23 protein-coding genes are annotated in these 25035 nt (G+C 69.1%); 3 read left to right on the plus strand and 20 right to left on the minus strand.

The window, feature by feature from the left end:
• Positions 1-5 precede the first annotated feature (5 nt).
• Entirely contained in the window at positions 6-1451 is a 1446-nt protein-coding gene (locus tag BST28_RS05515) for an alkaline phosphatase family protein (protein ID WP_019738307.1), read from the minus strand.
• Positions 1452-1670: 219 nt separating this feature from the next.
• Here BST28_RS05515 and BST28_RS05520 point away from each other — a divergent pair, with 219 nt between their 5' ends.
• Positions 1671-2903 (plus strand): EstA family serine hydrolase, encoded by a 1233-nt coding sequence (locus BST28_RS05520; protein WP_019738308.1) that lies wholly within the window; start codon positions 1671-1673, stop codon positions 2901-2903.
• Positions 2904-2934: 31 nt separating this feature from the next.
• On the opposite strand, the gene BST28_RS05525 is transcribed toward BST28_RS05520, so the two are convergent.
• The 16 genes from BST28_RS05525 to BST28_RS05610 form a co-directional block, all read right to left on the minus strand.
• Positions 2935-3240: a DUF732 domain-containing protein gene (locus tag BST28_RS05525; RefSeq protein WP_029249450.1), complete on the minus strand. Its 306-nt coding sequence runs from the start codon at positions 3238-3240 to the stop codon at positions 2935-2937.
• A gap of 78 nt (positions 3241-3318) precedes the next feature.
• Entirely contained in the window at positions 3319-5115 is a 1797-nt protein-coding gene (gene sppA, locus BST28_RS05530) for a signal peptide peptidase SppA (RefSeq protein WP_065287222.1), read from the minus strand.
• Positions 5116-5187: 72 nt separating this feature from the next.
• A complete protein-coding gene (locus tag BST28_RS25045) occupies positions 5188-12279 on the minus strand; it encodes a PGRS repeat-containing protein (RefSeq protein WP_165758053.1) in 7092 nt (2363 codons plus the stop codon).
• A 273-nt stretch (positions 12280-12552) separates the two neighbouring features.
• Positions 12553-12993 carry a 50S ribosomal protein L15 gene (gene rplO / locus BST28_RS05550; RefSeq protein WP_019738974.1) on the minus strand — a complete coding sequence of 147 codons (441 nt, stop codon included), beginning with the start codon at positions 12991-12993 and terminating at the stop codon, positions 12553-12555.
• Positions 12990-13172, minus strand: coding sequence for a 50S ribosomal protein L30 (rpmD, locus tag BST28_RS05555; protein WP_019738973.1), 183 nt, complete (start codon positions 13170-13172; stop codon positions 12990-12992). Before rpmD ends, rplO begins: the two co-directional genes overlap by 4 nt.
• Positions 13173-13174: 2 nt before the next feature.
• Positions 13175-13864 (minus strand): 30S ribosomal protein S5, encoded by a 690-nt coding sequence (gene rpsE, locus BST28_RS05560; RefSeq protein ID WP_413784765.1) that lies wholly within the window; start codon positions 13862-13864, stop codon positions 13175-13177.
• Between the two features lie 46 nt (positions 13865-13910).
• Positions 13911-14300 (minus strand): 50S ribosomal protein L18, encoded by a 390-nt coding sequence (gene rplR / locus BST28_RS05565; RefSeq protein ID WP_019737210.1) that lies wholly within the window; start codon positions 14298-14300, stop codon positions 13911-13913.
• A 2-nt stretch (positions 14301-14302) separates the two neighbouring features.
• Positions 14303-14842: a 50S ribosomal protein L6 gene (gene rplF / locus BST28_RS05570; RefSeq protein ID WP_019737211.1), complete on the minus strand. Its 540-nt coding sequence runs from the start codon at positions 14840-14842 to the stop codon at positions 14303-14305.
• Positions 14843-14855: 13 nt separating this feature from the next.
• The gene (gene rpsH, locus BST28_RS05575) at positions 14856-15254 is read right to left on the minus strand and encodes a 30S ribosomal protein S8 (protein WP_029249222.1); all 399 of its coding nucleotides are present in this window, start codon (positions 15252-15254) and stop codon (positions 14856-14858) included.
• Positions 15255-15274: 20 nt separating this feature from the next.
• Positions 15275-15460 carry a type Z 30S ribosomal protein S14 gene (locus tag BST28_RS05580; protein WP_019737213.1) on the minus strand — a complete coding sequence of 62 codons (186 nt, stop codon included), beginning with the start codon at positions 15458-15460 and terminating at the stop codon, positions 15275-15277.
• A gap of 4 nt (positions 15461-15464) precedes the next feature.
• Complete coding sequence (gene rplE / locus BST28_RS05585) at positions 15465-16028, minus strand: 50S ribosomal protein L5 (RefSeq protein ID WP_019737214.1); 564 nt, start codon at positions 16026-16028, stop codon at positions 15465-15467.
• A gap of 2 nt (positions 16029-16030) precedes the next feature.
• On the minus strand, positions 16031-16348 hold the full coding sequence (rplX, locus tag BST28_RS05590) for a 50S ribosomal protein L24 (protein WP_019737215.1): 318 nt from the start codon (positions 16346-16348) through the stop codon (positions 16031-16033).
• The gene (gene rplN / locus BST28_RS05595; RefSeq protein ID WP_003883432.1) at positions 16349-16717 is read right to left on the minus strand and encodes a 50S ribosomal protein L14; all 369 of its coding nucleotides are present in this window, start codon (positions 16715-16717) and stop codon (positions 16349-16351) included.
• A gap of 284 nt (positions 16718-17001) precedes the next feature.
• Positions 17002-17868, minus strand: coding sequence for a formylglycine-generating enzyme family protein (locus BST28_RS05600; protein ID WP_083080260.1), 867 nt, complete (start codon positions 17866-17868; stop codon positions 17002-17004).
• A 4-nt stretch (positions 17869-17872) separates the two neighbouring features.
• Positions 17873-20227 (minus strand): arylsulfatase, encoded by a 2355-nt coding sequence (locus tag BST28_RS05605; protein ID WP_083080261.1) that lies wholly within the window; start codon positions 20225-20227, stop codon positions 17873-17875.
• Positions 20228-20299: 72 nt separating this feature from the next.
• The gene (locus BST28_RS05610) at positions 20300-21214 is read right to left on the minus strand and encodes a LysR family transcriptional regulator (RefSeq protein WP_083080263.1); all 915 of its coding nucleotides are present in this window, start codon (positions 21212-21214) and stop codon (positions 20300-20302) included.
• 516 nt (positions 21215-21730) lie between these two features.
• On the opposite strand from BST28_RS05610, the gene BST28_RS23995 reads away from it, so the two are divergent.
• Both BST28_RS23995 and eccE read left to right on the plus strand, forming a co-directional pair.
• Positions 21731-22693, plus strand: a complete 963-nt coding sequence (locus tag BST28_RS23995) for a hypothetical protein (RefSeq protein ID WP_162111896.1) — start codon at positions 21731-21733, stop codon at positions 22691-22693.
• Positions 22694-22850: 157 nt separating this feature from the next.
• Positions 22851-24047 carry a type VII secretion protein EccE gene (gene eccE / locus BST28_RS05620; RefSeq protein WP_083080264.1) on the plus strand — a complete coding sequence of 399 codons (1197 nt, stop codon included), beginning with the start codon at positions 22851-22853 and terminating at the stop codon, positions 24045-24047.
• A 10-nt stretch (positions 24048-24057) separates the two neighbouring features.
• On the opposite strand, the gene rpsQ is transcribed toward eccE, so the two are convergent.
• Genes rpsQ through rplP form a run of 3 tightly spaced genes read right to left on the minus strand, consistent with a single transcriptional unit; the run spans position 24058 to position 25033 of the window.
• Complete coding sequence (gene rpsQ / locus BST28_RS05625; RefSeq protein ID WP_083080266.1) at positions 24058-24375, minus strand: 30S ribosomal protein S17; 318 nt, start codon at positions 24373-24375, stop codon at positions 24058-24060.
• Entirely contained in the window at positions 24375-24617 is a 243-nt protein-coding gene (rpmC, locus tag BST28_RS05630; RefSeq protein WP_019737222.1) for a 50S ribosomal protein L29, read from the minus strand. The genes rpsQ and rpmC overlap by 1 nt, the downstream gene beginning before the upstream one ends.
• Entirely contained in the window at positions 24617-25033 is a 417-nt protein-coding gene (gene rplP / locus BST28_RS05635; protein ID WP_019737223.1) for a 50S ribosomal protein L16, read from the minus strand. The genes rpmC and rplP overlap by 1 nt, the downstream gene beginning before the upstream one ends.
• Between the last annotated feature and the right edge of the window lie 2 nt (positions 25034-25035).

A 25035-nucleotide genomic window follows, 5' to 3' on the forward strand; every position in this document is an offset into this window, starting at 1 on the left:
TGGCGTCAGGACAGCAGTTCGCTGCCGTCCAGCCACGACAGGTCGAAGCCACCCAAGAGCCCGTCCGGCGCGAAGATGTTGTGGTCCGCGGCGAGCAGTCCCGGCAGCTCGGAGAACTCCGCCGAACCCGACAGCGGCGGGTCGGTCGGTGCGATGACTCCGGATCCGGTCAGCAGCGCAACACCCTTGGCCATCAGTTGGGTCGTGTCCACCACCAGACCGCCGACGAAGTCGTTGACCTGTTGGGCGAATTCGGCCAGTCCACTGATCAAGAAGATGTCTTGGTCGACGATCGTCTGCAGGAACTTGTCGATGTCGTTGACCACGCCGTTGAGCAGGTACGGGATGGTGCCGACGACCGTACGGATCGCCAGGGTGATGTCGTTGCCGATGTTCGGGTAGCCGTACATCGCGATCGCGGACAGCAATGCCTGTTTGAGATCGTCGGGGGCCACGGTGCTGTTCACGATGTCCGGGTCCAGGAACATCGGGCTGCCGTCGAAATCCGACCGCATCGGGGCTCCGAGGAGCGCCAGGATCGTCGGTGTGATGTCGGCGATCGAGTAGTTCAGATTCTGGCTGCCGTCGGTGGCGGAGTCGCCGCCCTGGTCGAAGATGACGAACTGCGTCGTCTCGTTGGGCGACTGGAAGCCGTGACCGACGCCCAGTGACTGCTGGTGGCCGTGGTCGGTGGTGATGATGATCGACCAGGTATCGCCGGTTTCCGCCCTGGCCTCGTCGACAGCCGCCAGGATCTGCTGGATGTTGGCTCCGACATTCATGACGGCCTGGGCGTATTCCTCGGACCCGCCGCCGAAGGAGTGTCCGGCCTCGTCGACCTGCACCTGGTAGGAGAACAGGAAGCTCGAGATGTCGAGCGGATTGTCCTTGGTAGCCAGGATCTGGGCGATGGTCTGTGCGGTGACCTCCGCGTCGGTGTCGGCCCAGCTGTCCTGGAAGGGGACGAAGAGGTTGTTGTCGGCCGGGAAGGCGCCCGCGGCGCCGATGCCGTTGATGTAGTCCCAGTCGGCGATCACCGAGGTGTTGATGTTCGGGTCGTGGGCTTCGAGCAGGTTGAACACCGTCGGCCACTGGTCGTACGGCTGGGGGTAGAACACGTTGTTGAACACACCGTGCTTGTCGTCCCACACGCCGGTGAGGATCGTCGACCACGACGGGCCGGAGATCGTGGTGTGGTTGACCTCGGTGGCGGCTCCGGTGATGCCTTGGTCCATCGCCGTCTTGAACCCGCTGTCGTCGCCGTAGGCGTACTGCAGGATCTTGTCGAGGTTGGTGCCGTCGGTGCCGATCAGCAGCACGTGCTCCGCGGCCAGCAGCCATTCCATCGCGGACGGCCCCACATGGCCGATAGGCGCCCCAATCGCTGCGCCCGTGCCGGCCACCATGCCGACGACGGCCGAACCACACAGAAACTGCTTGATGGATGTCACGATGATGGGCTCCCTCGTCGAAGTTCGGCCAGGCAATTGGCCGCGACACTAACAGATACCCAGCGAAACCTCAGCTTCTTCGACTGATAAACTCATTTTTCTCTCTCGTCGTTGGCCAGAATCGGGGCCATCAGTGCGCGAATGGCGCTGTTCTCCCCGGTCGGCAGCGAAATCACGGTTCGTCGAGTGCCGACCACCGATCGCGGGTTAGCCTCAGGGATGGTCCTCAAAGTTAAGGTTCCGCCGGACCTGGTCCACGGCGACGTCGACGAGGGCTACGGCAAGGTAGCCGACGCGTTCCGCGCCAATTTCGCCAACGGCCGTGAAGTCGGCGCCGCGGTCTCGGTGTACCGCGACGGCATCAAGGTGGTCGACCTGTGGGGCGGTTACCGCGACGGCGCCACCATGGCGCCCTGGCAGCAGGACACGATGGTCAATGTCTTCTCCACCACTAAAGGTGTGGCGGCCCTGGCCGTGGCATTGGCGGTGTCGCGCGGACTGTTCGGCTACGACGACGAGGTGGCGGCCCACTGGCCGGAATTCGCCCAGGCCGGCAAGGGCGCCATCACGGTCCGCCAATTGCTCGGCCATCAGGCCGGTTTGTGTGTGCTCAAGCCGGCTCCCACCCTGGCCGACGTCGCCGATCCGGAACGATTGGCGTCGATACTCGCCGAGCAGCGGCCGATTTGGGCGCCCGGCACCCGGCACGGCTATCACGCGATCACGCTGGGCTGGTATGAATCCGAGCTGATCCGTCGCACCGACCCGGCCGGCCGTACCCTGGGCCGGTTTCTCGCCGAGGAGATCGCCGGGCCGCTCGGACTGGACTTCTACATCGGTCTGCCGAGTTCACTGTCGCGCGACCGGGTGGCGCTGTTACATCACTGGAGGCGGGCCGAGTCGCTGCTGCACCTCAAGGTGATGCCGATGCGCATGGTTGCCGCGTCGTTCAATCCGGTCGGTCTGCTGGCCCGCGCGGGGTGCCTGCCCAGCGACGTCGCTCCGTGGGACGGTGACTACAACCGCGACGAGGTGCGGGCGATCGAGATCCCCTCGGCCAACGGGATCGGCACCGCCTCGGCGATCGCACGGCTCTACGGCGCCGCGGCTACCGCAGACCCCGCGCTGCCCCTGGGTTCTAGCGTGCGCGATGAGCTCACCGCGACGCCGGCGCCACCGGCCCTCGGGGAACGCGACAAGGTGCTGGGGGTCAAGGCCCGCTTCTCGCTGGGGCTGTCCAAACCGGCGTTCGGGGCCATCTTCGGCTCATCGGATAAGGCGTTCGGCACACCGGGTTTCGGCGGATCACTCGGGTTCGCCGACCCCGATACCGGTATCGGCTTCTCCTACGTGATGAACCGCTTGGGTTTTCACCTCTACAGTGATCCGCGCGAACTGGCGCTGCGTCAGGCACTGTTCTGCGATGTGCTGGGCGCGAGGCCGCAGACGTGAAGGCGACCGCGCCAACACCTGTGCTGGTGGATTACAGGTGTTCGGGGCAGTAGTGCGCGGTGGAGATCGCGGCGAACTCCCCCGCTTTCTGGATGGTGAAGCCGGGGTTGGTGGCCTGCACCGCGACGACGGTGTCCATCGGGGACAGTCCCGCGTCCATCAGTTGGCATACGGCGCGGCCGGCGGAGACGGCGGCCTGGTCATTTCCGGTGTGGCTCAGCCCGGCGCCGGTCAGGGTGGCCAGGAACTGCCCGTCAACGCCCGTGGGTGCGGCGAGGGCGGGGGCAGCGAGGCCGATCATCGCGCTCAGACCCGCCAACAGCAGTAACCGTTTCATGCTCATCAGCATGGGCGGCACGCGTTACGCGGGCGTTACTAAGCTTTTTCTGTCGCGCAAGCGTTTGTTGAATCTGTGTTACATCCAGCGGGATTCCCCGAGCCAGAGCACCTGTGCCCCGCTGATCGATCGCCCCGCCTGTTCGGCGATCCCGGTCAGCGAGCGGACCAGCAGGGCCCCGACCGCATCGGAGAACGCCGCCGCCGGCTGCGACGACTGGCGGGGCCGGATGAATTCCCACAGCGACGAGCCGGGATAGGACACGGTGCGGACCTGCGCGTCGGGGTCGAGCCCGGCCAGTACCTTGGCGCGCCGCACTGCGGTGCGCAGGCCGCCCAGCTCGTCGACCAGGCCGCGTTCGGCGGCGTCGGCGCCGGTCCAGACCCGTCCGCGCGCCACCGCGTCGACCGCCTCGGTGGACAGGTTGCGGCCTTGGGCGACCCGCACCACGAAGTCGTTGTAGAACAGGTCGGCTTCGGTCTCGACTTGCCCCTGCTGTTCGGCGGTGAACGGGGCGTTGATCGACCAGGCGTCGGCGTTGGCGCCGGTGCGCACGGTGTCGGTGCCGACTCCGAGGCGGTCCTTGAGCCCGCGGGCGACCAGCTTGCCGGTCACCACCCCGATGGATCCGGTGATGGTGCCGGGGTTGGCGACGATGGCGTCGGTGCCCGCGGAGATGTAGTAGCCGCCGGAGGCGGCGACCGCGCCCATCGACGCCACCACCGGTTTGCCGGCCTCGCGGGCCTGCTGCACCGCCCGCCAGATGGTCTCCGACCCGGTGACCGACCCGCCCGGGCTGTCCACCCGCAGCACGATGGCGGCGACATCGTCGTCGGAGGCGGCCTCGCGTAGGGCCGCGGCGATCGTGTCGCCGCCGACACTGCGGTTGCCGAACGGTGACAGCTGGGGGCCACCGGACCCGCTGACGATGGGCCCGGCCACGGTCACGACCGCGACGGCCGGTTTGTTCTTGCGGCCCGGGAGGGACGGCAGGGGCGTAGTCGACACCGGACGCCCGGCGGTCGCGTGCGCGTATCGCGTCAGGTACAGCCTCGGCGGGGCGTCGGGGCCATCGGGATCAGCTGCCGAATCCCCTGGGCCGCCAGCGAGTTCAGCGATCCGGCCGTAGGCCTCGTCACGGAAGCCGATCCGGTCGACCAAGCCCGCCTGCACGGCGTCGTCACGCAGCAACGGCGCCCGGTCGGCCAGCTCGTCGACGACGGCGGCGTCCAGATTCCGGGATTCGGCGACGGCCTGGCGCACCTGCGCGTGCAGGCTCTCCACCAGAGCGGTGTCGGCCTCCCGGTGTGCGTCGGTGTAGGAATCCTGGGTGAACAGATTGGCCGCCGACTTGTATTCGCCGCGAGCAATGAATTGCGCTTCGATTCCGGCCTTGTCCAGCGCGGTGCGTAAGAACGTCGCATTGGTGGCGAAGCCGATGAGGCCCACCGTCCCGGACGGTTGCATCCAGATTTCGCCGAACGCCGACGCCAGGTAGTAGGACAGCGTGCCCGGGTAGGTCTCGGCCCAGGCAAGCGACGGCTTGACCGCGGTGAAGTCGGCGATGGCGGCGCGAAGCTCTTGGACCGGGCCGGCAGCCGCCGAAGAAAGCTGCACCCGCGCAATGAGTCCGGCGACCCTGGGGTCTTCGGCCGCGCGGTGGATCGCAGCTACCACGTCGCGCAGCACCGGGGGCTGGCTCCCCGAACGGATCAGCGCCAGCGGATCGAACCCACCGGTTTCGTGTGGCAACGACTGCAGGTCTAGTTCGAGCACCACACCGTCGGGCACGCCGTGATGGCGAGCGGTGTCGATACGACGGGCTACGCCGCGCAGATCGTCCAGGCCGGGTACCCCGGGCAGCAGGGAGAACATGGATTTGAGCCTACCGGCGTCGCGGTCACCGACCGCGGTGTTGGCTGCGGGCGTTCATCGGGTGATGTTCTGCTACAGCAGACCCCCGGGCGCCCCGGCGCCACCGGCGCCACCCGTTTGACCGCTCGGCCCTTCACCCGGCTCACCAGCGGCACCATTGCTGTTGGTTCCGCCGTCGCCGCCAGTGCCGCCGATCGCGCCACCGTTGCCGCCGTCGCCGCCGTCCCCGCCGGCGCCACCGATGAGGTTGAGCACGCCGGGACCCGCGGTACCACCCAGTCCGCCGTCACCGCCGATCGTGCCGGGTGCGGTGCCGGAGCCGCCGGTACCGCCGTCACCACCGTCCCCGCCGGCCAACACGTTCGCCAGGCCCGCGCCACCGTCGCCGCCCTGACCGCCGGTGCCACCGGTGCTTCCCGCGATGTTCCCGGCGGCACCCCCGGTGCCACCGTCGCCGCCGTCGCCAGCCCCGAGGGCACCGACCACCGCGCTGCCCCCGGTACCGCCCTGCCCGCCGGCACCGCCGTTGCTGCCGGCAGCGTCGCCGGCCGCCCCACCGGTGCCACCGGTGCCCCCGGTTCCGCCGAGTGCGCCGACGACAGCGGTCGCACCTTGTCCGCCCTGGCCACCGGCACCACCGATGCTGTCGGTTTGATCGGCCGCGGCACCACCGGCGCCGCCCTGGCCGCCGGCACCGCCGACAACACCTGCGACCAGCCCGCCGCCACCGGTACCGCCCTGCCCGCCGACGCCGCCGATGCTGCCGCTCTGGTCTGCCGCGGCACCACCGGTTCCGCCGTTGCCGCCGACGCCGCCGAGAGCGTTGGCAACGGCGCCGACCGAACCCTGACCGCCCTGGCCGCCGGTACCGCCGACGCCCGCGGCACCTTGGTCGGCGCCGCTGCCGCCGCCCACGCCGGCGACGCCGCCGGTTCCACCGGTTCCGGCGGTACCGGTCGATCCGATCCCGACCAGGGCCGAGCCGGCATTGCCGCCCGTGCCGCCGACCCCGCCGTCGCCACCTGCTCCATTGGCACCGGCAGCTCCGCCATCGGCGGTACCGGCGAGGCCGCCGACGCCGCCGGTGCCGCCGGTGCCGCCGGAAGCGCCGTCGCCCGGGGTGAGAAGGCCCAAGACGGCCAATGTCGCGTTGCCGCCGTTGCCGCCGGTGCCGCCGTCCCCGCCGACACCACCGGTTCCGCCGTTGCCGGCGTTGTAGCCGCTACCGCCGGTACCGCCGGTTCCACCGCTCCCGGCCGCACCACCAGCTTTGCCATCGGTGGCGGGGGTAAGTACGAAGCTGTCCTGACCGTTTGCTCCGGCGAACCCGGTACCGCCCTTGCCGCCGGTTCCGCCGTCCCCGCCGTCGCCCTGCTGAGCGTGGGTGGCGCCGTCGGTTTCCAGGCCGCCCTGGCCGCCATTGCCGCCGGTTCCGCCCTTGCCGCCGGTACCAGCGGCCAGGGTCGTGGTGCCAGCCGTGCCTTGCGCACCGTTGCCGCCGACGCCACCGTCGCCACCGACGCCCGCGTGACCGTCTGCGCCGGTGCTGCCGGCGTTACCGGCGTTCGCCGGGTTGTTTCCGGCCCCGTCGAGGCCGCCGGCGCCGGCGGTGCCGGACGCGCCGCCGTGGCCGGCGTTGCCGCCGGTGCCACCCGTCCCGCCATTGCCGCCGTCGGCACCATTCGCCGTGGGCGTGGTGTACCCGGTGCCGCCGGTTCCGCCCGCACCGCCGTCGCCGCCTTGGCCGCCGTCGCCGGCGTCACCGCCCTTCCCGCCGGCACCGACGTTGCCGTTGGTGCTGCCGGTACCCGCGGCGCCGCCCTGGCCACCGCTGCCGCCGTTGCCGCCGACCCCGCCGTCGATGCCATCGCCACCGGTACCGCCGGTGCCGCCGGTGGGGCTGCCCGGCGTTCCCGTCGTCCCGGTGTTGCCGGTGTTGCCGTTGCCGCCGGTGGTGCCGGTCGCTCCGTCGCCACCGGCACCGCCCTCGCCGCCGTTGCCGCCCTGGCCCTGCTCACCGGTGGCGCCGTCTGTTCCGGAGTCGGCCCGGTCGACACCGGCCCCGTTCAGGCCGCCGAGGCCTGCAGTGCCACCTTCGCCGCCCTGCCCGCCGGTTCCCCCGGCGCCGCCGGTGCCGCCGTTGCCGCCGGACAGCCCGGTGGTGCCGGGTTGGTCGTAGCCGGCGCCGCCGGTGCCGCCGTTGCCGCCGGTTCCGCCCTGGCCGCCGATGCCACCGTTGCCGCCGATACCGCCGGCGCCCACCGCGCCGTCCGTGGAACCCGTGCCTGCCGCGCCGCCCTGGCCGCCGGCCCCGCCGTTGCCGCCCGCTTGACCCTGTCCGCCGGTGTGCCCGGTTTCGCCGGTGCCACCGGCGGGCGTCTCGCTGGTTCCTGCCGTGCCCACGCCACCGTCAGCACCGGTCTCCCCGATCCCGCCGGCCGCGCCGTTGCCACCGTTGCCGCCCACGCCGCCGTTGCCACCGGCGCCTTGCTCACCAACCGCGCCATCGGCACCCGAGTTCGCCTGGCCATTGCGGCCACTGCCACCGGCACCACCGTGGCCGGCCGCACCCCCAGCACCCCCGGCACCACCGGAACCACCTACCGCACCATCACCGCCCGACGTGCCTGGCGCCGCACCCAGATCGGTCGCAGCGTCATACCCATCACCACCACGACCGCCAGCACCACCGGTGCCACCGGTGCCGCCATTGCCACCGGCACCGCCTACCCCACCAAGACCCTGGCTGCCATCGGTCGAACCATGACCGGCGGCACCACCATTGCCACCAGCACCACCATCACTGCCGGCACCACCAGCCTGACCCGTGCCCCCAGCACCCCCAGCAGTCGCCACCGACGTCGCCGTCCCATCGACACCGTCCTCACCGTCGGTGCCGACTCCACCGGCAACCCCATCAAACCCGCGACCACCCACACCACCATCGCCACCATCACCGCCAGCACCCTGAACACCATCAAAACCACTCGCCGTCCCAGCAGCAGTCAAACCACCCGTGCCCCCAGCACCCCCATCACCACCAGCACCACCATCCTGACCAACACCACCAGCCACCCCAGCCTGCGTCGAATCCTCACCATCAGCACCCGTGGCACCATCCCCACCCCGACCACCAGCACCACCAGAACCAGCGACACCATCAACACCACTGGCCGCCTGCACGCCACCAGCCCCGACACCACCGGCACCACCGGCGGCGGCATTACCCCCATTGCCACCCGTGCCACCGGTGCCACCGGCCTCACCGGCGTTCACCCCATCAACACCCCGAGCACCCGTCGACCCGTCACCACCGGAACCACCATTGCCACCAACACCACCGGCACCCAGATCGCCGGCGACACCATCAGCACCCGAACTCGCCTGACCATTGAGGCCACTACCCCCGGCACCACCGTGGCCGGCCGCACCCCCAGCACCCCCGGCACCACCAGAACCACCAACCGCACCATCACCACCAGAAGTACCCGCCACCGCACTCACATCAGCCGCAGCGTCATACCCATCACCACCATCACCACCACGACCACCAGTGCCACCGGTACCACCATTGCCCCCAGCACCACCTACACCACCAACACCCTGGGTGCCATCAGTGGAACCATGACCGGCCGCACCACCATTGCCCCCAGCACCACCATCACTGCCGGCACCACCAGCCTGACCCGTGCCCCCAGCACCCCCAGCAGTCGCCACCGACGTCGCCGTCCCATCGACGCCGCCCTCACCGTCGGTGCCGACTCCACCGGCAACCCCATCAAACCCGCGACCACCCACACCACCATCGCCACCATCACCGCCAGCACCCTGAACACCATCAAAACCACTCGCCGTCCCAGCAGCAGTCAAACCACCCGTGCCCCCAGCACCCCCATCACCACCAGCACCACCATCCTGACCAACACCACCAGCCACCCCAGCCTGCGTCGAATCCTCACCATCAGCACCCGTGGCACCATCCCCACCCCGACCACCAGCACCACCAGAACCAGCGACACCATCAACACCGTCACCGGCGCCTCCGGTGCCGCCCTTCCCGGCATTGCCGCCGTTCCCGCCGGCTCCGCCGGTCTGGCCATCAGCACCCGCGGTCATACCGGCCTCACCGGTCGCACCGGCGGCGCCATTGCCACCGGAACCGCCTACGCCGCCGGTGCCCAACAGGCTGCCGTCCCCGCCAAGGCCGCCGTTGCCGCCGGCGGTGCCCGGCGCCGCGTTCGGATCACTGGCGGCGTCGTAGCCGTCGCCCCCGTCACCGCCGTTGCCCTGTTGACCGGACGGGCCGTTGCCGGCCGTGCCGTCCGAACCGGGTGTCGAGCCGGATCCACCGCTACCGGCTGCGCCGGCGTGACCGACCGCACCGCCATCGCCGCCGTTGCCGGCATCGGGATGCGTGGCGATCCCGTCGGCGCCACGGCCGCCGTCGGCGGCCACCCCGGCGTCGCCGCCGTTGCCGCCGCTGCCACCGGCGCCCTGGCTGCCGGCGGTTGCGCCGTTGATGCCCGCGCCGCCGGCACCGCCGTCGCCGCCCTGACCGCCGGCGGCGCCGCTTCCGCCCGCGCCACCGTTCCCGCCGTTGCCGGTGCCCGCGTTGTCGAACGTGCCGACCGCACCCTGCACACCGTCACCGCCGTTGCCGCCGTTGCCGCCGTTGGCTCCGGCACCGCCCTGGCCGCCGTGATGACCGGCGCCCGAGCCGGTACCGCCGTTGCCGCCGGTGCCACCCGACTGGCCGGCGACGCCGTCGCCGCCGGCCTCGCCCGGCTGGGTACCCGAGCCGCCGTTGGCGCCGCTGAACCCTGCGGTGCCGTCGCCGCCATCGCCGCCGTTGCCGCTGCCGATGGCGTCACCGCCATTGCCGCCACTGCCGCCGTTGGCGCCTCCGTCGCCGCCGTCGGCGCCGTCGCCCTGCACGGCGCCGCCATCCCCGCCGTCACCGCCGTCACCGCCGGTGCCGGTGCCCTGCCCGGCGCCGCCGTTTCCGCCGGCCCCACCGTTACCGACCTGGGTGCCACCGTCACCGCCGGCGCCGCCGTTTCCGCCGTCGGCATCGTCACCACCGCCTCCGCCGTGGCCGCCGGCCCCGCCGTTGCCGATGGTTCCGCCGCTGCCACCGGCTCCGCCGGCGCCGCCGGACACCCCGGGTGTTGTCGAGGTGAAGCCGTCGCCGCCGTTACCGCCGTGGGTTTCGGTGGGTGCCGGACCGGATCCGTCGGCCCCGCCGCTGCCCGCGACTCCGGTGCCCGTGGATCCGCCGGTGCCGGCTGCGCCGCCGGCACCGCCCGCTCCGGCGGTGCCGGCATCGCCGGCGTTACCGCCGGCGCCGCCATCCACATGGTTCGCGTCGCCGTCGGCGCCATCACCGCCGGCACCACCGGCTGCGGCGTTGCCTCCGGCGCCGCCGTCGCCGCCGTTGCCATTGCTGCCGGCCGCCCCGGCCGGCGAGGTCGCCGCGCCTCCGTTACCCCCGGCACCACCGGCGCCGCCGGTCCCCCCGTTTCCTCCGGCTTGTCCGTCGGTGCCCGCGTCGCCGGCGTTGGCGCCGTCGGTTCCGGCCAGTCCGGCGACCCCATCACCGCCCCGCCCGCCATCGCCGGCATTACCGCCGTCCCCTCCGGTGGCACCGCTACCGCCCGCGCCACCGCTGCCACCGGCACCGCCGCTGCCGCCGGACGTGCCCGGCGCCGCACCGGCGGCGAGCGCGTCATATCCGGCTCCGCCATTGCCGCCGATACCTCCGGCGCCACCGGTGCCGTCGGCTGCGCGGGTGGTGCCGTCGGCTTCCAATCCGCCCTGACCGCCGTTGCCGCCGGCGCCGCCGTTGCCCCCGGCGGTTCCGTTCGGGTTGGTGGCGGTGCCGTCGATGCCGTCGATGCCGTCGCCGCCGTTGCCCCCGTTGCCGCCGGCCCCGGCGTGGCCGTCGGCGCCGTCGGCGGCAACCACCCCGTCGCCGCCCACACCACCGGCGCCACCGCGCCCGGCATTCCCGCCGTTGCCGCCGCTGATTCCGGCGGCGCCATTCGCGTCGACAGCCGTCCCGTCGGTCCCGGCCGCGCCGTCGGCGCCATCACCGCCGTCCTTGCCGTCTCCGCCGACACCGCCGGCCCCGGCCGTGCCGTTCGTACCCGCGGCACCGGATCCACCGAACAACCACGCGCCCGCCCCGCCAGCGCCGGCCTGTCCACCGGCGCCGCCGTTGCCACCGGCGCCGCCGTTACTTCCGTTGCCGCCATTGCCGTCTCCGCCGCCGGCGAAGGAGCCCTCGGCGCCGTCGAAGCCGCTGCCGCCCGCGCCGCCCCCGCCACCGGCACCGCCGGCGCCGCCGTTACCGCCGATGCCGAGCCACGTCGAACCGGCCCCGCCGTCGCCGCCTTTACCGCCCGCCGTGCCCGTACCGCCGTCGCCACCAGCCACCCCGGCGGCCGAGGAGTCCGCACCGTCGGCGCCGTTCAGACCCGCGCCACCCTTGCCGCCGTTGCCCCCGTTGCCCCACGCACCCATGCCGAAGAAGTCTTGGGCCTGACCCGAGGACCCGCCGTTGCCACCGTCCCCAGCCACCAGCGTCGCCGTCGCAGCGCCACCGGCTCCGCCATCGCCGCCGTGGCCCCACATCTCGCCACCGTGACCGCCGTTACCACCATCGGCACCCAGACCGCCGGCGCCACCATCACCACCGTTGCCGATACCGCCGGCGTGGCCGCCGTTACCGCCGGCTACACCCTCGATGTCCGAGGTCCAGCCGTTACCGCCGTCGCCGAACCAGAGCCCACCGGCCTGGCCGTTCACGCTGCTCTCGGTGCCGTCGGCGCCGTTGCAGATCATCCCGCAGAAGTTCTCGGTGAACGGCGCGAAGATCTGGTTGATCACGCCATTGACCTGCGACCCGAAGTCAGAGTTGATCCAGTCCTGCAAAAGTGCATGCAGCGGCATGTAGAAGTAGGTGTCCCACAGCTGGGCGATCTCCATCCCCGTCGCATCAGCCGAATCGGGCACATCCCAGGCCGAGCCGATCCACTCGGACGTCAGTGCTTGAGAGTCGGGTTCCAGACCGAACCAGCCCAGAAAATCGTCGAACTCGAAGTCCGCACGGGCCTCCGGCGCGGCCGCCAGTGGAGTCATCCCGAATGCCAGGAACGCCGCCACGGCGCTGCCCGCTCCCACGGCACGGCGAGAGGCGCCGGCGCGCCCCCCGGTAGAACCTGAACGCAGCCGACGCCTCATATGCCCAACGCCTTCCCAGCAGACCGACCCCGGACGAGTGAGTCCCGTCACTCACATTACGTTATATAAGGCTGTGAGATGCATAGCAAGCACTCAATTTACGCCTGCGTCAAATCCCCGTGCCCCGGACAAAAAATCGCACCCCATCTGGTGAGATGGGGTGCGATCGGGGTAGCGCCTTTTCCTGAAAAAACCTTACAGTTCGGTAACCGTGCCCCCGGCTGCGGTGATCTTCTCGCGGGCGCTGCCGCTGAACTTGTGCGCGGAGATGTCGGCCTTGACGGTCAGCTTGCCGTCGCCGAGCACCTTGACCAGCGTGTTCTTGCGGACCGCGCCCTTGGCGACCAGCTCCTCGAGCCCGATGGTGCCGCCGTCCGGGAACAGCCGGTTGATGTCGCCGACGTTGACGACCTCGTACTCGGTGCGGAACCGGTTGCGGAAGCCCTTCAGCTTGGGCAGCCGCATGTGGAGGGGCATCTGCCCACCCTCGAATGCGACCGGCACGTTCTTGCGGGCCTTGGTGCCCTTGGTGCCGCGGCCCGCGGTCTTGCCCTTGGAGCCCTCACCGCGACCGACGCGGGTGCGCTTGGTCTTCGACCCGGGCGCGGGGCGCAGGTCGTGCAGCTTGATGGTCATTCGGCTTCCTCCACTTGCACGAGGTGGTGGACAACCCGGATCAGCCCACGGGTCTGGGGGTTGTCCTCACGCACCACCGACTGGCGGATCTTGCGCAGACCCAGGGTGCGCAGGCTCTCGCGCTGCTTCCAGCGCGCACCGATGGTGCCGCGGACCTGGGTGATCTTCAGATTTGCCATGGCTATGCCGTGCCTTCCCGCGCGGCGCTGGCGGCGAGCGCCTCGCTTTCGCGGCGCGCCTTGAGCATCGAGGCCGGCGCCACGTCTTCGATCGGCAGACCACGCCGGGCCGCCACCTCTTCGGGACGCTGCAGCATCTTCAACGCGGCCACCGTGGCGTGCACCACGTTGATCGCATTGTCGCTGCCCAGCGACTTGGACAAGATGTCGTGCACCCCGGCGCATTCCAGCACGGCACGCACCGCGCCGCCGGCGATCACACCGGTACCCGGGCTGGCCGGACGCAGGAACACCACACCGGCGGCGGCCTCACCCTGGACCGGGTGGGTGATGGTGCCACCGATCAGCGGCACCCGGAAGAAGCTCTTGCGGGCTTCCTCGACACCCTTGGCGATCGCGGCCGGCACTTCCTTGGCCTTGCCGTAGCCGACCCCGACCATGCCCTTGCCGTCACCGACGATCACCAGCGCGGTGAAGCTGAACCGGCGGCCGCCCTTGACCACCTTGGACACCCGGTTGATCGCGACGACGCGCTCCAGGTAGTTGCTCTTGTCGCCGTCCCGGCTGTCACGGCCGCCGCGACCGCCGTCGCGGCCACCGCGCCGGTTGTCACGGCTGTCGCGCCCGTCGGTCCGGGGGGCGTTGCCCGTGTCGGGACCTGTCGAGGAGGCCCCCGTCGGCTGCTCCGCCATCATGCGGTCCTTCCAGTCATGTTCATAAAGTCAGTCATCTGGCGCATCAGAACTTCAATCCGCCTTCGCGCGCCGCGTCGGCCAGCGCCGCGATACGTCCACCGTAGGTGTAGCCGCCGCGGTCGAAGACCACGGTCTGCACGCCGGCGGCCTTGGCGCGCTCGGCGATCAGCTGTCCGACCCGCACACTGTGCGCCTTCTTGTCGCCCTGGACACCGCGCACGTCGGCCTCGATCGAGGACGCCGCGGCCAGCGTGTGGCCGGCCAGGTCGTCGACCAGCTGCACGTGGATGTGCCGCGAGGAGCGGTGCACCACCAGGCGCGGACGCTCGGCGGTGCCGGCGATCTTCTTGCGCAGTCGCGCGTGCCGACGCACCCGGTGGTTGCGCCGGGCCTCGGAGACGTTCTGCCCCACGGGCTTGTGTGATTGCGCCATGGCTACTTACCTGTCTTTCCGACCTTGCGGCGAACCTGCTCACCCTCGTAGCGCACGCCCTTGCCCTTGTAGGGGTCGGGACGGCGCAGGCGGCGGATGTTCGCCGAGATCTGACCGACCTTCTGCTTGTCGATGCCCGAGATCGAGAACTTGGTGGGCGTCTCCACCGCGAAGGTGATGCCCTCCGGGGCCTTGATCAGCACCGGGTGGCTGTAGCCCAGGGCGAATTCGAGGTCGGAGCCCTTGAGCGCCACGCGGTAACCGACGCCGAAGATCTCCATCTTGCGCACGTAGCCCTCGGAGACGCCGGTGACCAGGTTCGCCACCAGGGTGCGGCTCAGCCCGTGCAACGAACGGTTGCGGCGCTCGTCGTCGGGACGGGTGACCACCAGGGCCCCGTCGTCGTTGCGGGCCACCCGGATGGGCTCGGCCACCGTGAGTTCCAGGGTGCCCTTGGGCCCCTTGACCGACACCTGCTGGCCGTCGATCGTCACATCGACCCCGGACGGGACCGGGATCGGCTGCTTACCAATACGCGACATGTCTGCTACTCCCTCACCACACGTACGCGAGGACTTCGCCGCCCACGCCCTGCCTGGCCGCCTGACGGTCGGTGAGCAGACCTGACGACGTGGAGATGATCGCCACGCCCAGGCCGCCGAGCACCCGCGGCAGGTTGGTCGACTTCGCGTAGACCCGCAGGCCGGGCTTGGACACCCGGCGCAGACCGGCGAGGCTGCGCTCCCGGTTCGGGCCGTACTTGAGGTTGACCACCAGCGCCTTGCCCACCCGGGCGTCCTCGACGTGATAGTCGTTGATGTAACCCTCGCGCTTGAGGATCTCGGCGATGTTGGCCTTGATCTTCGAGTGCGGCAGGGTCACCTCGTCGTGATACGCCGAGTTGGCGTTGCGCAGACGGGTCAAGAAGTCCGCGATCGGGTCCGTCATAGTCATTTAGCGCTGCTCCTCCGCCGTCACCAGCTGCTCTTCTGCACACCGGGCAGTTCGCCGGCGTGCGCCATCTCGCGAAGGCAGATTCGGCACAGGCCGAACTTGCGGAGTACCGCGCGCGGACGGCCGCACTTGTTGCAGCGGGTGTAGGCGCGCACCGCGAACTTGGGCTTGCGGGCCGCCTTGTTAACCAACGCTTTCTTCGCCATCAGGTCACTTCTCCTTGAACGGAAAGCCGAGCGCCCGCAGCAGGGCTCGCCCTTCGTCGTCGTTCGTCGCCGAGGTGACGACGGTGATGTTCATGCCGCGCGGGCGGTCGATCGAGTCCACGTCGATCTCGTGGAACATCGACTGCTCGGCCAGCCCGAAGGTGTAGTTGCCGGCGCCGTCGAACTGCTTGGGCGACAGGCCGCGGAAGTCGCGGATACGCGGCAGCGCGATCGAGGTGAGCCGGTCCAGGAACTCCCACATCCGGTCACCGCGCAGGGTGACCCGGGCGCCGATCGGCATGCCCTCACGCAGCTTGAACTGGGCGATCGATAGGCGGGCCTTGCGGATCTCCGGCCGCTGACCGGTGATCAACGCCAGGTCGTTGACCGCGTTGTTGATCAGCTTGGCGTCGCGGGCAGCTTCGCCGACGCCCATGTTCACCACGACCTTCACCACGCCCGGGATCTGCATCACGTTGGCGTAGTTGAACTGCTGTTGGAGCGAATCGCGAATTTCCTCGCGGTATTTCACCTTCAGCCGGGGCTGAATCTTTTCTGCAGTCGTCATCTCTAGATGTCCTTGCCGTTGCGCTTGGAGACGCGAACCTTCTTGCCGGACTCGGCGTCCACCCGGTAGCCGATGCGGGTGGGCTTACCGTCGGAGTCGACGACCATCACGTTGGAGACGTGGATCGGGGCTTCCTGGGTGACGATGCCGCCCGAGGACGCACCGGCCTGGTTGGCCGAGTTCGCGACGTGCTTCTTGATCCGGTTGACGCCCTGGACCAGCACCCGGTTGCGGGTGGGGTAGGCCTTGAGGACCTTGCCCTTGGCGCCCTTGTCCTTGCCGGCGATGACCAGCACGGTGTCGCCTTTGTGGACCTTCATTTACAGCACCTCCGGGGCCAGCGAGACGATCTTCATGAACCGCTTCTCACGCAGCTCGCGACCGACCGGCCCGAAGATGCGGGTCCCGCGCGGGTCGTTGTCGGCCTTGATGATCACCGCGGCGTTCTCGTCGAACTTGATGTAGCTGCCGTCGGCGCGGCGACGCTCCTTGACGGTGCGAACCACCACGGCCTTGACGACGTCACCCCGCTTGACGTTGCCGCCCGGGATGGCGTCCTTCACGGTCGCCACGATGACATCACCGATGCCGGCGTAGCGCCGCGACGAGCCGCCGAGCACCCGGATGCACAAGATCTCCTTGGCACCCGTGTTGTCGGCGACCTTCAACCGCGATTCCTGCTGAATCACCAGATCTCCTCAATTTTCGGGTCGACGCGCGGCATGGCAGGGCTAGCCGGCCAGCCGGAATCCTCCCGGGCGTGCGTGGTCTTACAGTTCTTCGGAGCCAAAGAGCACGCGGGGCCAACTTGCGCTGGCCGAGGTCTGCTCTCGGCAACCCCTGAAGTCTAGGTCACGGGGCCTAAAGCACCAAATCGCCCCGTTGCCTTCCGCGAGCGTGCGTAGTTGTACGCGACACGCCGTTGCCAGGCGTGCAGACACGCACCCTCGCCCCCCTGGGGCGTCCCACGGGCCTACCCCGTCACGCCCACCACGCAGCGGAACCCGATGTGGCTGGTGGCGGTGTCCTGCGACTGCGGGGAGCGGGCCGCGGCCCGATAGCGGTGGCAGTACTCCGGCGCGCACAGATGCGATCCGCCCTTGAGGGTCTGGTTGATACCCGGATCAGCGGGCCCCACCGGCGTGCAGCAGGCATTCGGCGGCGCATCGAGCCGGTGATGGCCGCAAAACTCGGTGGTCGTCCACTCCCACACATTGCCGATCATGTCCAGCAGACCCCAGCCGTTCGGCGGGAACGTCCCCACCGGCGACGTGCCGGACCAACCCAGGGCGCCGTCGTTGCGATAGGGAAAGGCGCCCTGCCAGGTATTGGCCATCAGGACGCCGCCCGGCTTCTCCTCCTCACCCCAGGTGTAGGTGGTGCGCACGCCGGCCCGGGCGGCATATTCCCACTCGGCTTCGGTCGGGAGCCGCCGACCGGCCCAGCGGGCATAGGCGGCCGCGTCGGGATAAGCGACCTGCACCACCGGGTGATCCGGCTTGTCGGCGACGGTGCTGCGCGGGCCCAGTGGATGCCGCCAGCTCGCGCCGGGCTCCCACCGCCACCACTGCCGCCAGTCACGCAGATCGACAGGCCCAGCGGTCGGGGTGAAGACCAAGGCGCCCGGTTCGGCCGCGAAAACCGGATCCGGGTCCCGCTCGGCAACGGTGACATACCCCGTGGCGGCGACGAATTCGGCGAACTGAGCGTTGGTCACCGGATGCCGCTCGATGGCGAACGCCGCCACCTCCACGGTGTGGATCGGCGCCTCCTCGGGATAGAAACTCGTCGAGCCCATCCGGAACGCCCCGCCCGGGATCTTCACCAATTCGGTCAGCATCGCCTCAGTCCCGCGAAAATGCCGCCGCCAGGCTCCTTTTCACGTCGAGGTATGGTTCACCGCTGACATCGACGGCGACGTCCGTGATGGTTCCGCCGGTGAAGCGAAACGGCGCGCGATACGCCGACGACACCGCCTGGCCGGTGTTGCGACCGACGCTCACCCCACCCCCGGCCAACGCGAACGCACCCGGCTGGGTGATCATCTCCGGCAGCGTGGCGACCATTGTGTCGTCGATGTAGAGCGAGGCCTCCCCGACCGGCGTGTGACTGCCCTCGACGGTGCCGCGGCGTTCGAACCGCACCCCGAATACGTGGTACCCCAACGGGATCGGATCGGGCGCAGATAGCCACTGTTCACGCTCGCCAAGGAAGTTGTAGACGTAGTGCAGCCGTCCGTCCTGGACGAACAGCGCATGACCGCCGTGGCGGGCGCCCTGCTTGAACAGCACCCCCTCGGCGTCGGCTGAGTCCACCGTCACCCGCGCCAGCACCGTGAACGACCGACCCCGTAGCTCCACGCACGCCCCCAGCGGCACCTCGGCGGTGTTCGGGTAATAGGTGTAGCCGGTCCGGTCGCCGGACAGGTAGGGCCGCTGCCGAGAGGTCATCTCGAAGATGTTGAGGTCGGCCAGCGGCAGCCCGTTGTACTTCTCGGCCTCGGCGAACCACAGCGCTTGGAGTTCTTCGAGTTTTTCCGGGTGCTCGGCGGCCAGGTCGCGGCATTGACTGCGGTCTTGTTCGATGTGGTAGAGCTCCCAGCGGTCGTCGTCGAAGTGACCCCAGCCCGAGGGGGTCGCCGCGTGCACGGTGTTGGCGAACCATCCGCGGTGCCAGATCCCGCGGGTCCCGAGCATGGTGTAGAACTGGGTGTGCTTTCCGGTGTCCGCGTCCGGATCTACTAGCGCCGCTTTGAAACTGATTCCCTCCAGCGGCTTCTGCTCGACGCCGCGCACCGTCTCGGGAAAGGTGACGCCGAGCAGGTCGTAGACGGTCGGCGTCACGTCGCACACGTTGATATAGGTGTCACGCACCTCGCCGCGAGCGGCAATCCCCTTGGGCCAGCTGAGGATCGCAGGGTCGGCGATACCGCCCTCATGGGAGGCGTAACGCTTGTAGAGCTTGTAGGGCGTGTTGAACGCCATCGCCCACCCGATCGGGTAATGGTTGTAGGTGTCCGGACCGCCAAGCTGGTCGAAGAGTTTCATCGCCTCCTCGACGGTGTCGATGTAGCCGTTGAAGAACTTGTTCTCGTTGGGCGAGCCGTTGGGTCCGCCCTCGCCGCTGGCCCCGTTGTCGGAGATCACCACGATGATGGTGTTGTCGAGTTGCCCGGATTCCTCGAGATAGTCCAGGATTCGGCCGATCTGGGCGTCGGTGTAGCTCTGGAATCCGGCGAACACCTCGGCCATCCGGGCGAACAACCGCTTCTCGGTGTCGTCGAGGCTGTCCCACGGGCGCACCGTGTCCAGTGCGGGCCAGGGCTGGCCGTCGGGGCCGGTGACATCGGCGTAGGGGTTGACCTCCGAAAGCTCGGTGTCCGGTGGAACCAGTCCGAGCTTCTTCTGGTTGGCCAGGACGATCTCCCGGTACTGCTCGTAGCCCGCATCGAATCGGCCGGCATAGCGATCGGCCCACTCGGCGAAGACATGGTGCGGGGCGTGACCGGCGCCCGGGCAGACGTAGCCGAACCAGGGCTTGCCAGGCGCGACCGTCTGCGCGTCACGGATGAACTCGATTGTCTTGTCGGCAATGTCCTTGGACAGGTGGTAGCCGTCCTCGGGTGTTGCCGGTGGCGCCACCGGATGGTTGTCGTAGACCAGGTCCGGATACCACTGGTTGGTCTCCCCGCCCAAAAAACCGTAGAACCGGTCGAACCCCCGCTGGGTCGGCCAGTGCCGCCGGGTGGCGGCCATGTTGCACTCTTCCAAGGGGGTCAGGTGCCACTTGCCGACACAGAAGGTGTTCCAGCCGCGCTCGGCGAGAACCTCGCTGAGCAGCGCGGTTTCGAATGGGATGCGGCCGCTGCAATTGGGGAAGCCGTCGGTGAATTCTTCGATGGTGGCCATGCCGACGCTGGTGGCGTTACGGCCGGTCAGCAGGGCTGCCCGCGTCGGGGAACACAGTGCCGTGGTGTGGAATTGGGACAGCCGAATACCGCGTTGGGCGATCCTGTTCATCGCCGGCATCTCGACCAGGCCGCCGAAGCAGTCCCAGGTGGCGATACCGGTGTCGTCCCACACCAGATAGAGCACGTTGGGGGCGCCGTCGGGTGCCGTCGGGGCGGCGAACGGCCCCCAGTCCGGTTCGGAATCCCGGATATCGAGATTGATCTTGCCTGTGAAACTGCTCGAACTCACTATCGCCTTCTCCGCTGTCAGCCCCCGGATCGGGTGCGAGACTACCGGCTCGGGCGACGAGGCCGGGGGTTTTCAGACCGCGGACTGTTGCCAGCGGCCGGGTGCCCGGTTCGCTGCGGTGCCGGCCGACAGCAGTTCACCGAGGAATGCCGCTGCCGCCGGTGAGGGCGCACGCTCGCTGGGGGTGATCAGTGCCAGCTCACGGGGGATCCCCGGATCGGTCGCCACGGCGACGATGTGCTCGGAGGTGGCCACCAGCGCCGGCGGCAGGAAGGCGATGCCCAAACCGGCGGCAACCAGATCGACCAGATCTCCCGGCGTGTTGGTCTCTGCGCAGATGGTCCGCTCGAATCCGAGGCCGGCACAGATGCTGTCGATGTGCAGGCGGGTCCGAAGATCCGCCCGGCGCTCGATGAACTCCCGCCGCTGCAGATCGGTCAGGGCGACGATGTCCTGGCGGGCGAGGGGGTCATCACGGCGCACCGCCAAGACGAGGAACTCAGTGCCCAGCGACAGTTCCTTCACCCGGTTCGGGTCATAGGGGCGGCTGACAAAGGCAAGGTCCAGTCCCCCGTCGGCCGTCGCGTTCACCAGCGCGTCGATGGCGTCTTGGCGCAACGTGATCTCGATGCGCGGGAAGCTTCGGTGATAGCGGGCCAGCAGGGCGGGCAGGTCGATGGTCCCCAGCCCCTGGATCATCCCCACCGCAAGTTTTCCGGACAGCAATCCGCGAACGGCGTCGACGGCAGCGCGTGCACGTTCTGCGGCGGCCAGGGCGTTTTGTGCGTCTGGCAGCAACGCCTGTCCGGCGGCGGTGAGTTCGACGCGACGATTGTTGCGAACCAGCAGGGCGGTGCCGAGATCCTGTTCCAGCCCGCTGATGGACGCGGACAACGTCGACTGCACCACGTGGACTTTCGCCGCCGCCCGGGTGAAATGCAACTCTTCGGCCACGGCAACAAAATGCTTCAGCTGGCGAAGTTCCATAGCGATCAGTGTGCAGGTCGACTCGGATCGGCCAAACCGAAAGTTCCATTCCGACAAGATGATTACTTTGATTCGGCTGAGACCGAACTGGGGGAAACACTGACCGTAGCCATAAGGTAACTGCCCCAAGGACTTACATCGTCGCCATTACGTGCGTCGATCGATGACAGCGATTCTCTACATTGAAATTAACTGTTGAAGTATCTGCCGACAGGGGTGGTGGCGGCGGCGTCGACCCGTTAGCGTCTGACGAGGGCGCTGAGGGGGATGGATCACTGTCCCGGGTGTCCGGACATACGTTGTCGCCCAATGCTATTGACGCAATATGTCGGAATCGCGATGTGCGCGGTGCCCGGGGCGGCGGGCGAATTGACGATGTTCACCTCTGCCCCGGGCGAGTTCAAAGGTGAGCTCACGGCCGGGAACATCGAAGAACGGAAGGAACGCACCGAAATGAATCGTCGGATCATATTATCGGTCAGCGGTGTTACCGCGGGTCTACTCACGACCACATTCGTGCCCACCGGAGTCGCTTTGGCCGACAATGGTGCCGGCACGGTGGGCGACGTCGGCAGCACCTCCTTGGCGAGCGGGCTGGCAAGCAATCCGGGGGCAACCGCGCTACTCGGCAGCACCGGCGCCCTCGGCCCGGACGTGAACGCGCCCAGCCCCACGTTGCTCGGTGACACCGGTGCGATCACGCCCAGCACCGGCGCGACACCCGAGGCCGGCACGACAGGATCGTCGCCGGGGGACACGGGCGGGATCACGCCGACCGTCGGCACCCCGGACACCACGCCCGGCGACACCACGCCTACCGGTAGCGAGGGCTTCACCATCGGCCAGGACACCTTCACACCGGTCCAGGCCGACGGTTCGGAGGGCTTCACGCCACTGACGCCGCTGTTCAGCGCACCGCCGCTCTTCCAAGTCGGCGAGGGCGAGCAGTCTTTCGACGTCAGCAGCGGCACCGGGTCCGGCGCCACCGACCTCGGCAATGTCACTGCCAGCGAGAATGTCACCAACCTGTTCGGCGGAATCCATAACACGGAGTTCACCATCACCGACGTGGACCCGGCCAGCGGTGCGACCGCCGCCGACCTGCCGGCCGTGGGAACGGTTTATGACGTCGCGAACTTCGGCAACGGTTTCGAGAACATCTACACCGATATTCCGGGGACGGACGGCGCCGCGAATACCATCACAGACACCCTGGTCACACCGTTCGGGGATTTCAACGTCCCGACCGATTTCGACGCGGCCGCGTTGCTTGACCCGGGTGACGCGTTCAGCGGGCTGTCCGCCCTGGGCGCCGACTCCGCCGGGGGTGCGGCCGACGCCGCCGGGGGTGCCGCCGACGCCGCCGCCGGAACCGCCGCAGATGCCGCGGGAGGAGCCACGGATGCTGCGGGAGGTGCCGCCGACTCCACCGCGGACCTCGCGGGCAGCATCGATCCGTTCAGCTTCCTCGGCTTTTGAGGACTTTTAGACACCTGCCCGTCATCGACGGCCGGTCCGACATCCCAGGTCTCCAGAACAGGGGGCCTGGGATGTTTGGCGTGCAACTGAACCGGGAAACCCGGTCACCGCACGAATCATGGAAATTTGTCGGGGGGACCATGAAGCAGGCGCAACGATGAAGGCACAGCATACTTTTGGGCTGAATCTGTCCTGGCTGCGGGTGACCACGGTATTTCTCATCGACATCGCGATCCTGGCGATCGCCGGCCATTGGCCCGATGAGCTCGGGACAGCGGCCCGCGCCTGGTGGCCGGGCGTCGGCCTCGCGGCGGTGGTGACGCTGGCCGCCTTGATCACCCACCGCCGGGTTCCGCTGACGGCGATAGTGCTGGCGCGGATACTGGATCGATTCGCCAATCCGGCGTCGTTCCTCAGTGAAGGCTGCACGTCTGGATTCGATCATCGCCGACGCTACAGCCACGATGTCGTCGGCCTCCGCGAGCACCGAGGCCAGTTGGTGACGGTGATCGCCGTGGGGCCACTGCCACCGCAGACCTCGGGCCGCCACGGGCGCGGCCACCGACCGCCGGCGGCGTTGCCGGCCGGACTCGCCGCCGCCGCGCTGCGGCAGTTCGATGTGCGGCTCGACGGTATCGACATCGTCTCGGTGCGAACGCGCCACGCCGGCGACGACGGCGACACCTCCCCCGCCGATGACGGGCCGACACCGGCAGCGCCCGTCGTCGCCGACTCGCGAGACACCTGGCTGATTCTGCGGATGGACCCGATGCGTAACGCCGACGCGGTGGCCGTTCGCGACTCGGTGGCGGCAACACTTGCGGTGGCCACCGAGCGGCTCGCCCACGATCTGCAGGAGCGGCACATCATGGCTCGCGTACTACCGGCCGAGGAGTTCGCCGACGTCGATGCCGCGGTGCTGGCCGGGCTGTCTCCCACCCGGATCCGCCGGAGGCGGCGCCGGTTGAAGCAGAAGCAACGCAAGGGATCCAAACAGCTCGCGGCCACGTTCTGGATGTCGCCGCGCGACATCACCACGGAGAATCTGGAACGGCTCTGGCAACCCGAAGCCGACACCACCGCTGTCACCGTCCGGCTGATCGCACGCAATCACCACACCGAGGTTTCGGTGCTGGTGCGCTACCACAGCTCCGACCGACTACGCCGAAACATGTCGGCCGGATTGAACCGCCTCAACGGCCGGCAGCTGACCGCGCTGCGTACCAGCCTGCCGACGCCCAGGAACCGGACGCTAGCGGTTCCGGCGCGGCCCGTCGACGAGCAGGAGTCGCTGCAGGTGCCACTCGGCACCACCGCGGAGCAACCCCTGGCGCGGGTCAGGGTGCCGGCGTAACCAGATCGGCCTACTTGGCCTTTTCCAGGATCTCCACCAGGCGCCAGCGCTTCGTCGCCGACAGCGGGCGGGTCTCCATCAGCGACACCCGGTCGCCGATGCCCGCCGCGTTGTTCTCGTCGTGCGCCTTGACCTTCTTGGTGGTCCGGATGATCTTGCCGTAGAGCGGGTGCTTCACCCGGTCCTCGAGCTCGACGACGATGGTCTTCTCCATCTTGTCGCTGACCACGTAACCGATCTGGGTCTTACGGCGGCCCCGCGGCTTCTCCGTGCGCGGAGTGTGCTTGGGGCCCTTCTCCGTGGCCTTAGCCTTTGCAGCCTGTGCCATTACGATGCCTCGCCTTCAGAACCATCGGGACCGGCCGCCAGGCCCAGTTCCCGTTCGCGCAACACGGTGTAGATGCGCGCGATCTGGTGGCGCACCGTGCGGAGCCGACGATTGTTGCTGAGCTGCCCGGTCGCCATCTGGAAACGCAGGTTGAACAGCTCCTCCTTGGACTCGCGCAGCCGCTCGACGAGCTCGTCGGCGTTCAGCTCGCGCAGTTCGCCAGCGGAAACTCCCACTGCCATCAGAACTGCTCCTCTCGGGTGACGATGCGCGCCTTGATCGGCAGCTTGTGGATCGCCCGGGTCAGTGCGGCGCGGGCGATGGCCTCGTTGGGGTAGCTCAGCTCGAACAGCACCCGGCCCGGCTTGACGTTGGCGACCCACCACTCCGGGGAACCCTTACCCGAACCCATGCGGGTCTCGGCGGGCTTCTTGGTCAGCGGGCGGTCCGGGAAGATGTTGATCCACACCTTGCCGCCACGCTTGATGTGCCGGTTGATGGCGATACGCGCCGACTCGATCTGCCGGTTGGTGACGTAGGCGTGTTCCAGTGCCTGGATGCCGTAGTCACCGAACGTCACCGCGGTGCCGCCGCTGGCGATGCCGCGCTGCTTCGGGTGATGCTGCTTGCGGTGCTTGACCTTACGGGGAATCAACATGA

Origin of the sequence: Mycolicibacter kumamotonensis (assembly GCF_002086285.1) — a bacterium.
GTDB classification, from domain to species: Bacteria; Actinomycetota; Actinomycetes; order Mycobacteriales; family Mycobacteriaceae; genus Mycobacterium; species Mycobacterium kumamotonense.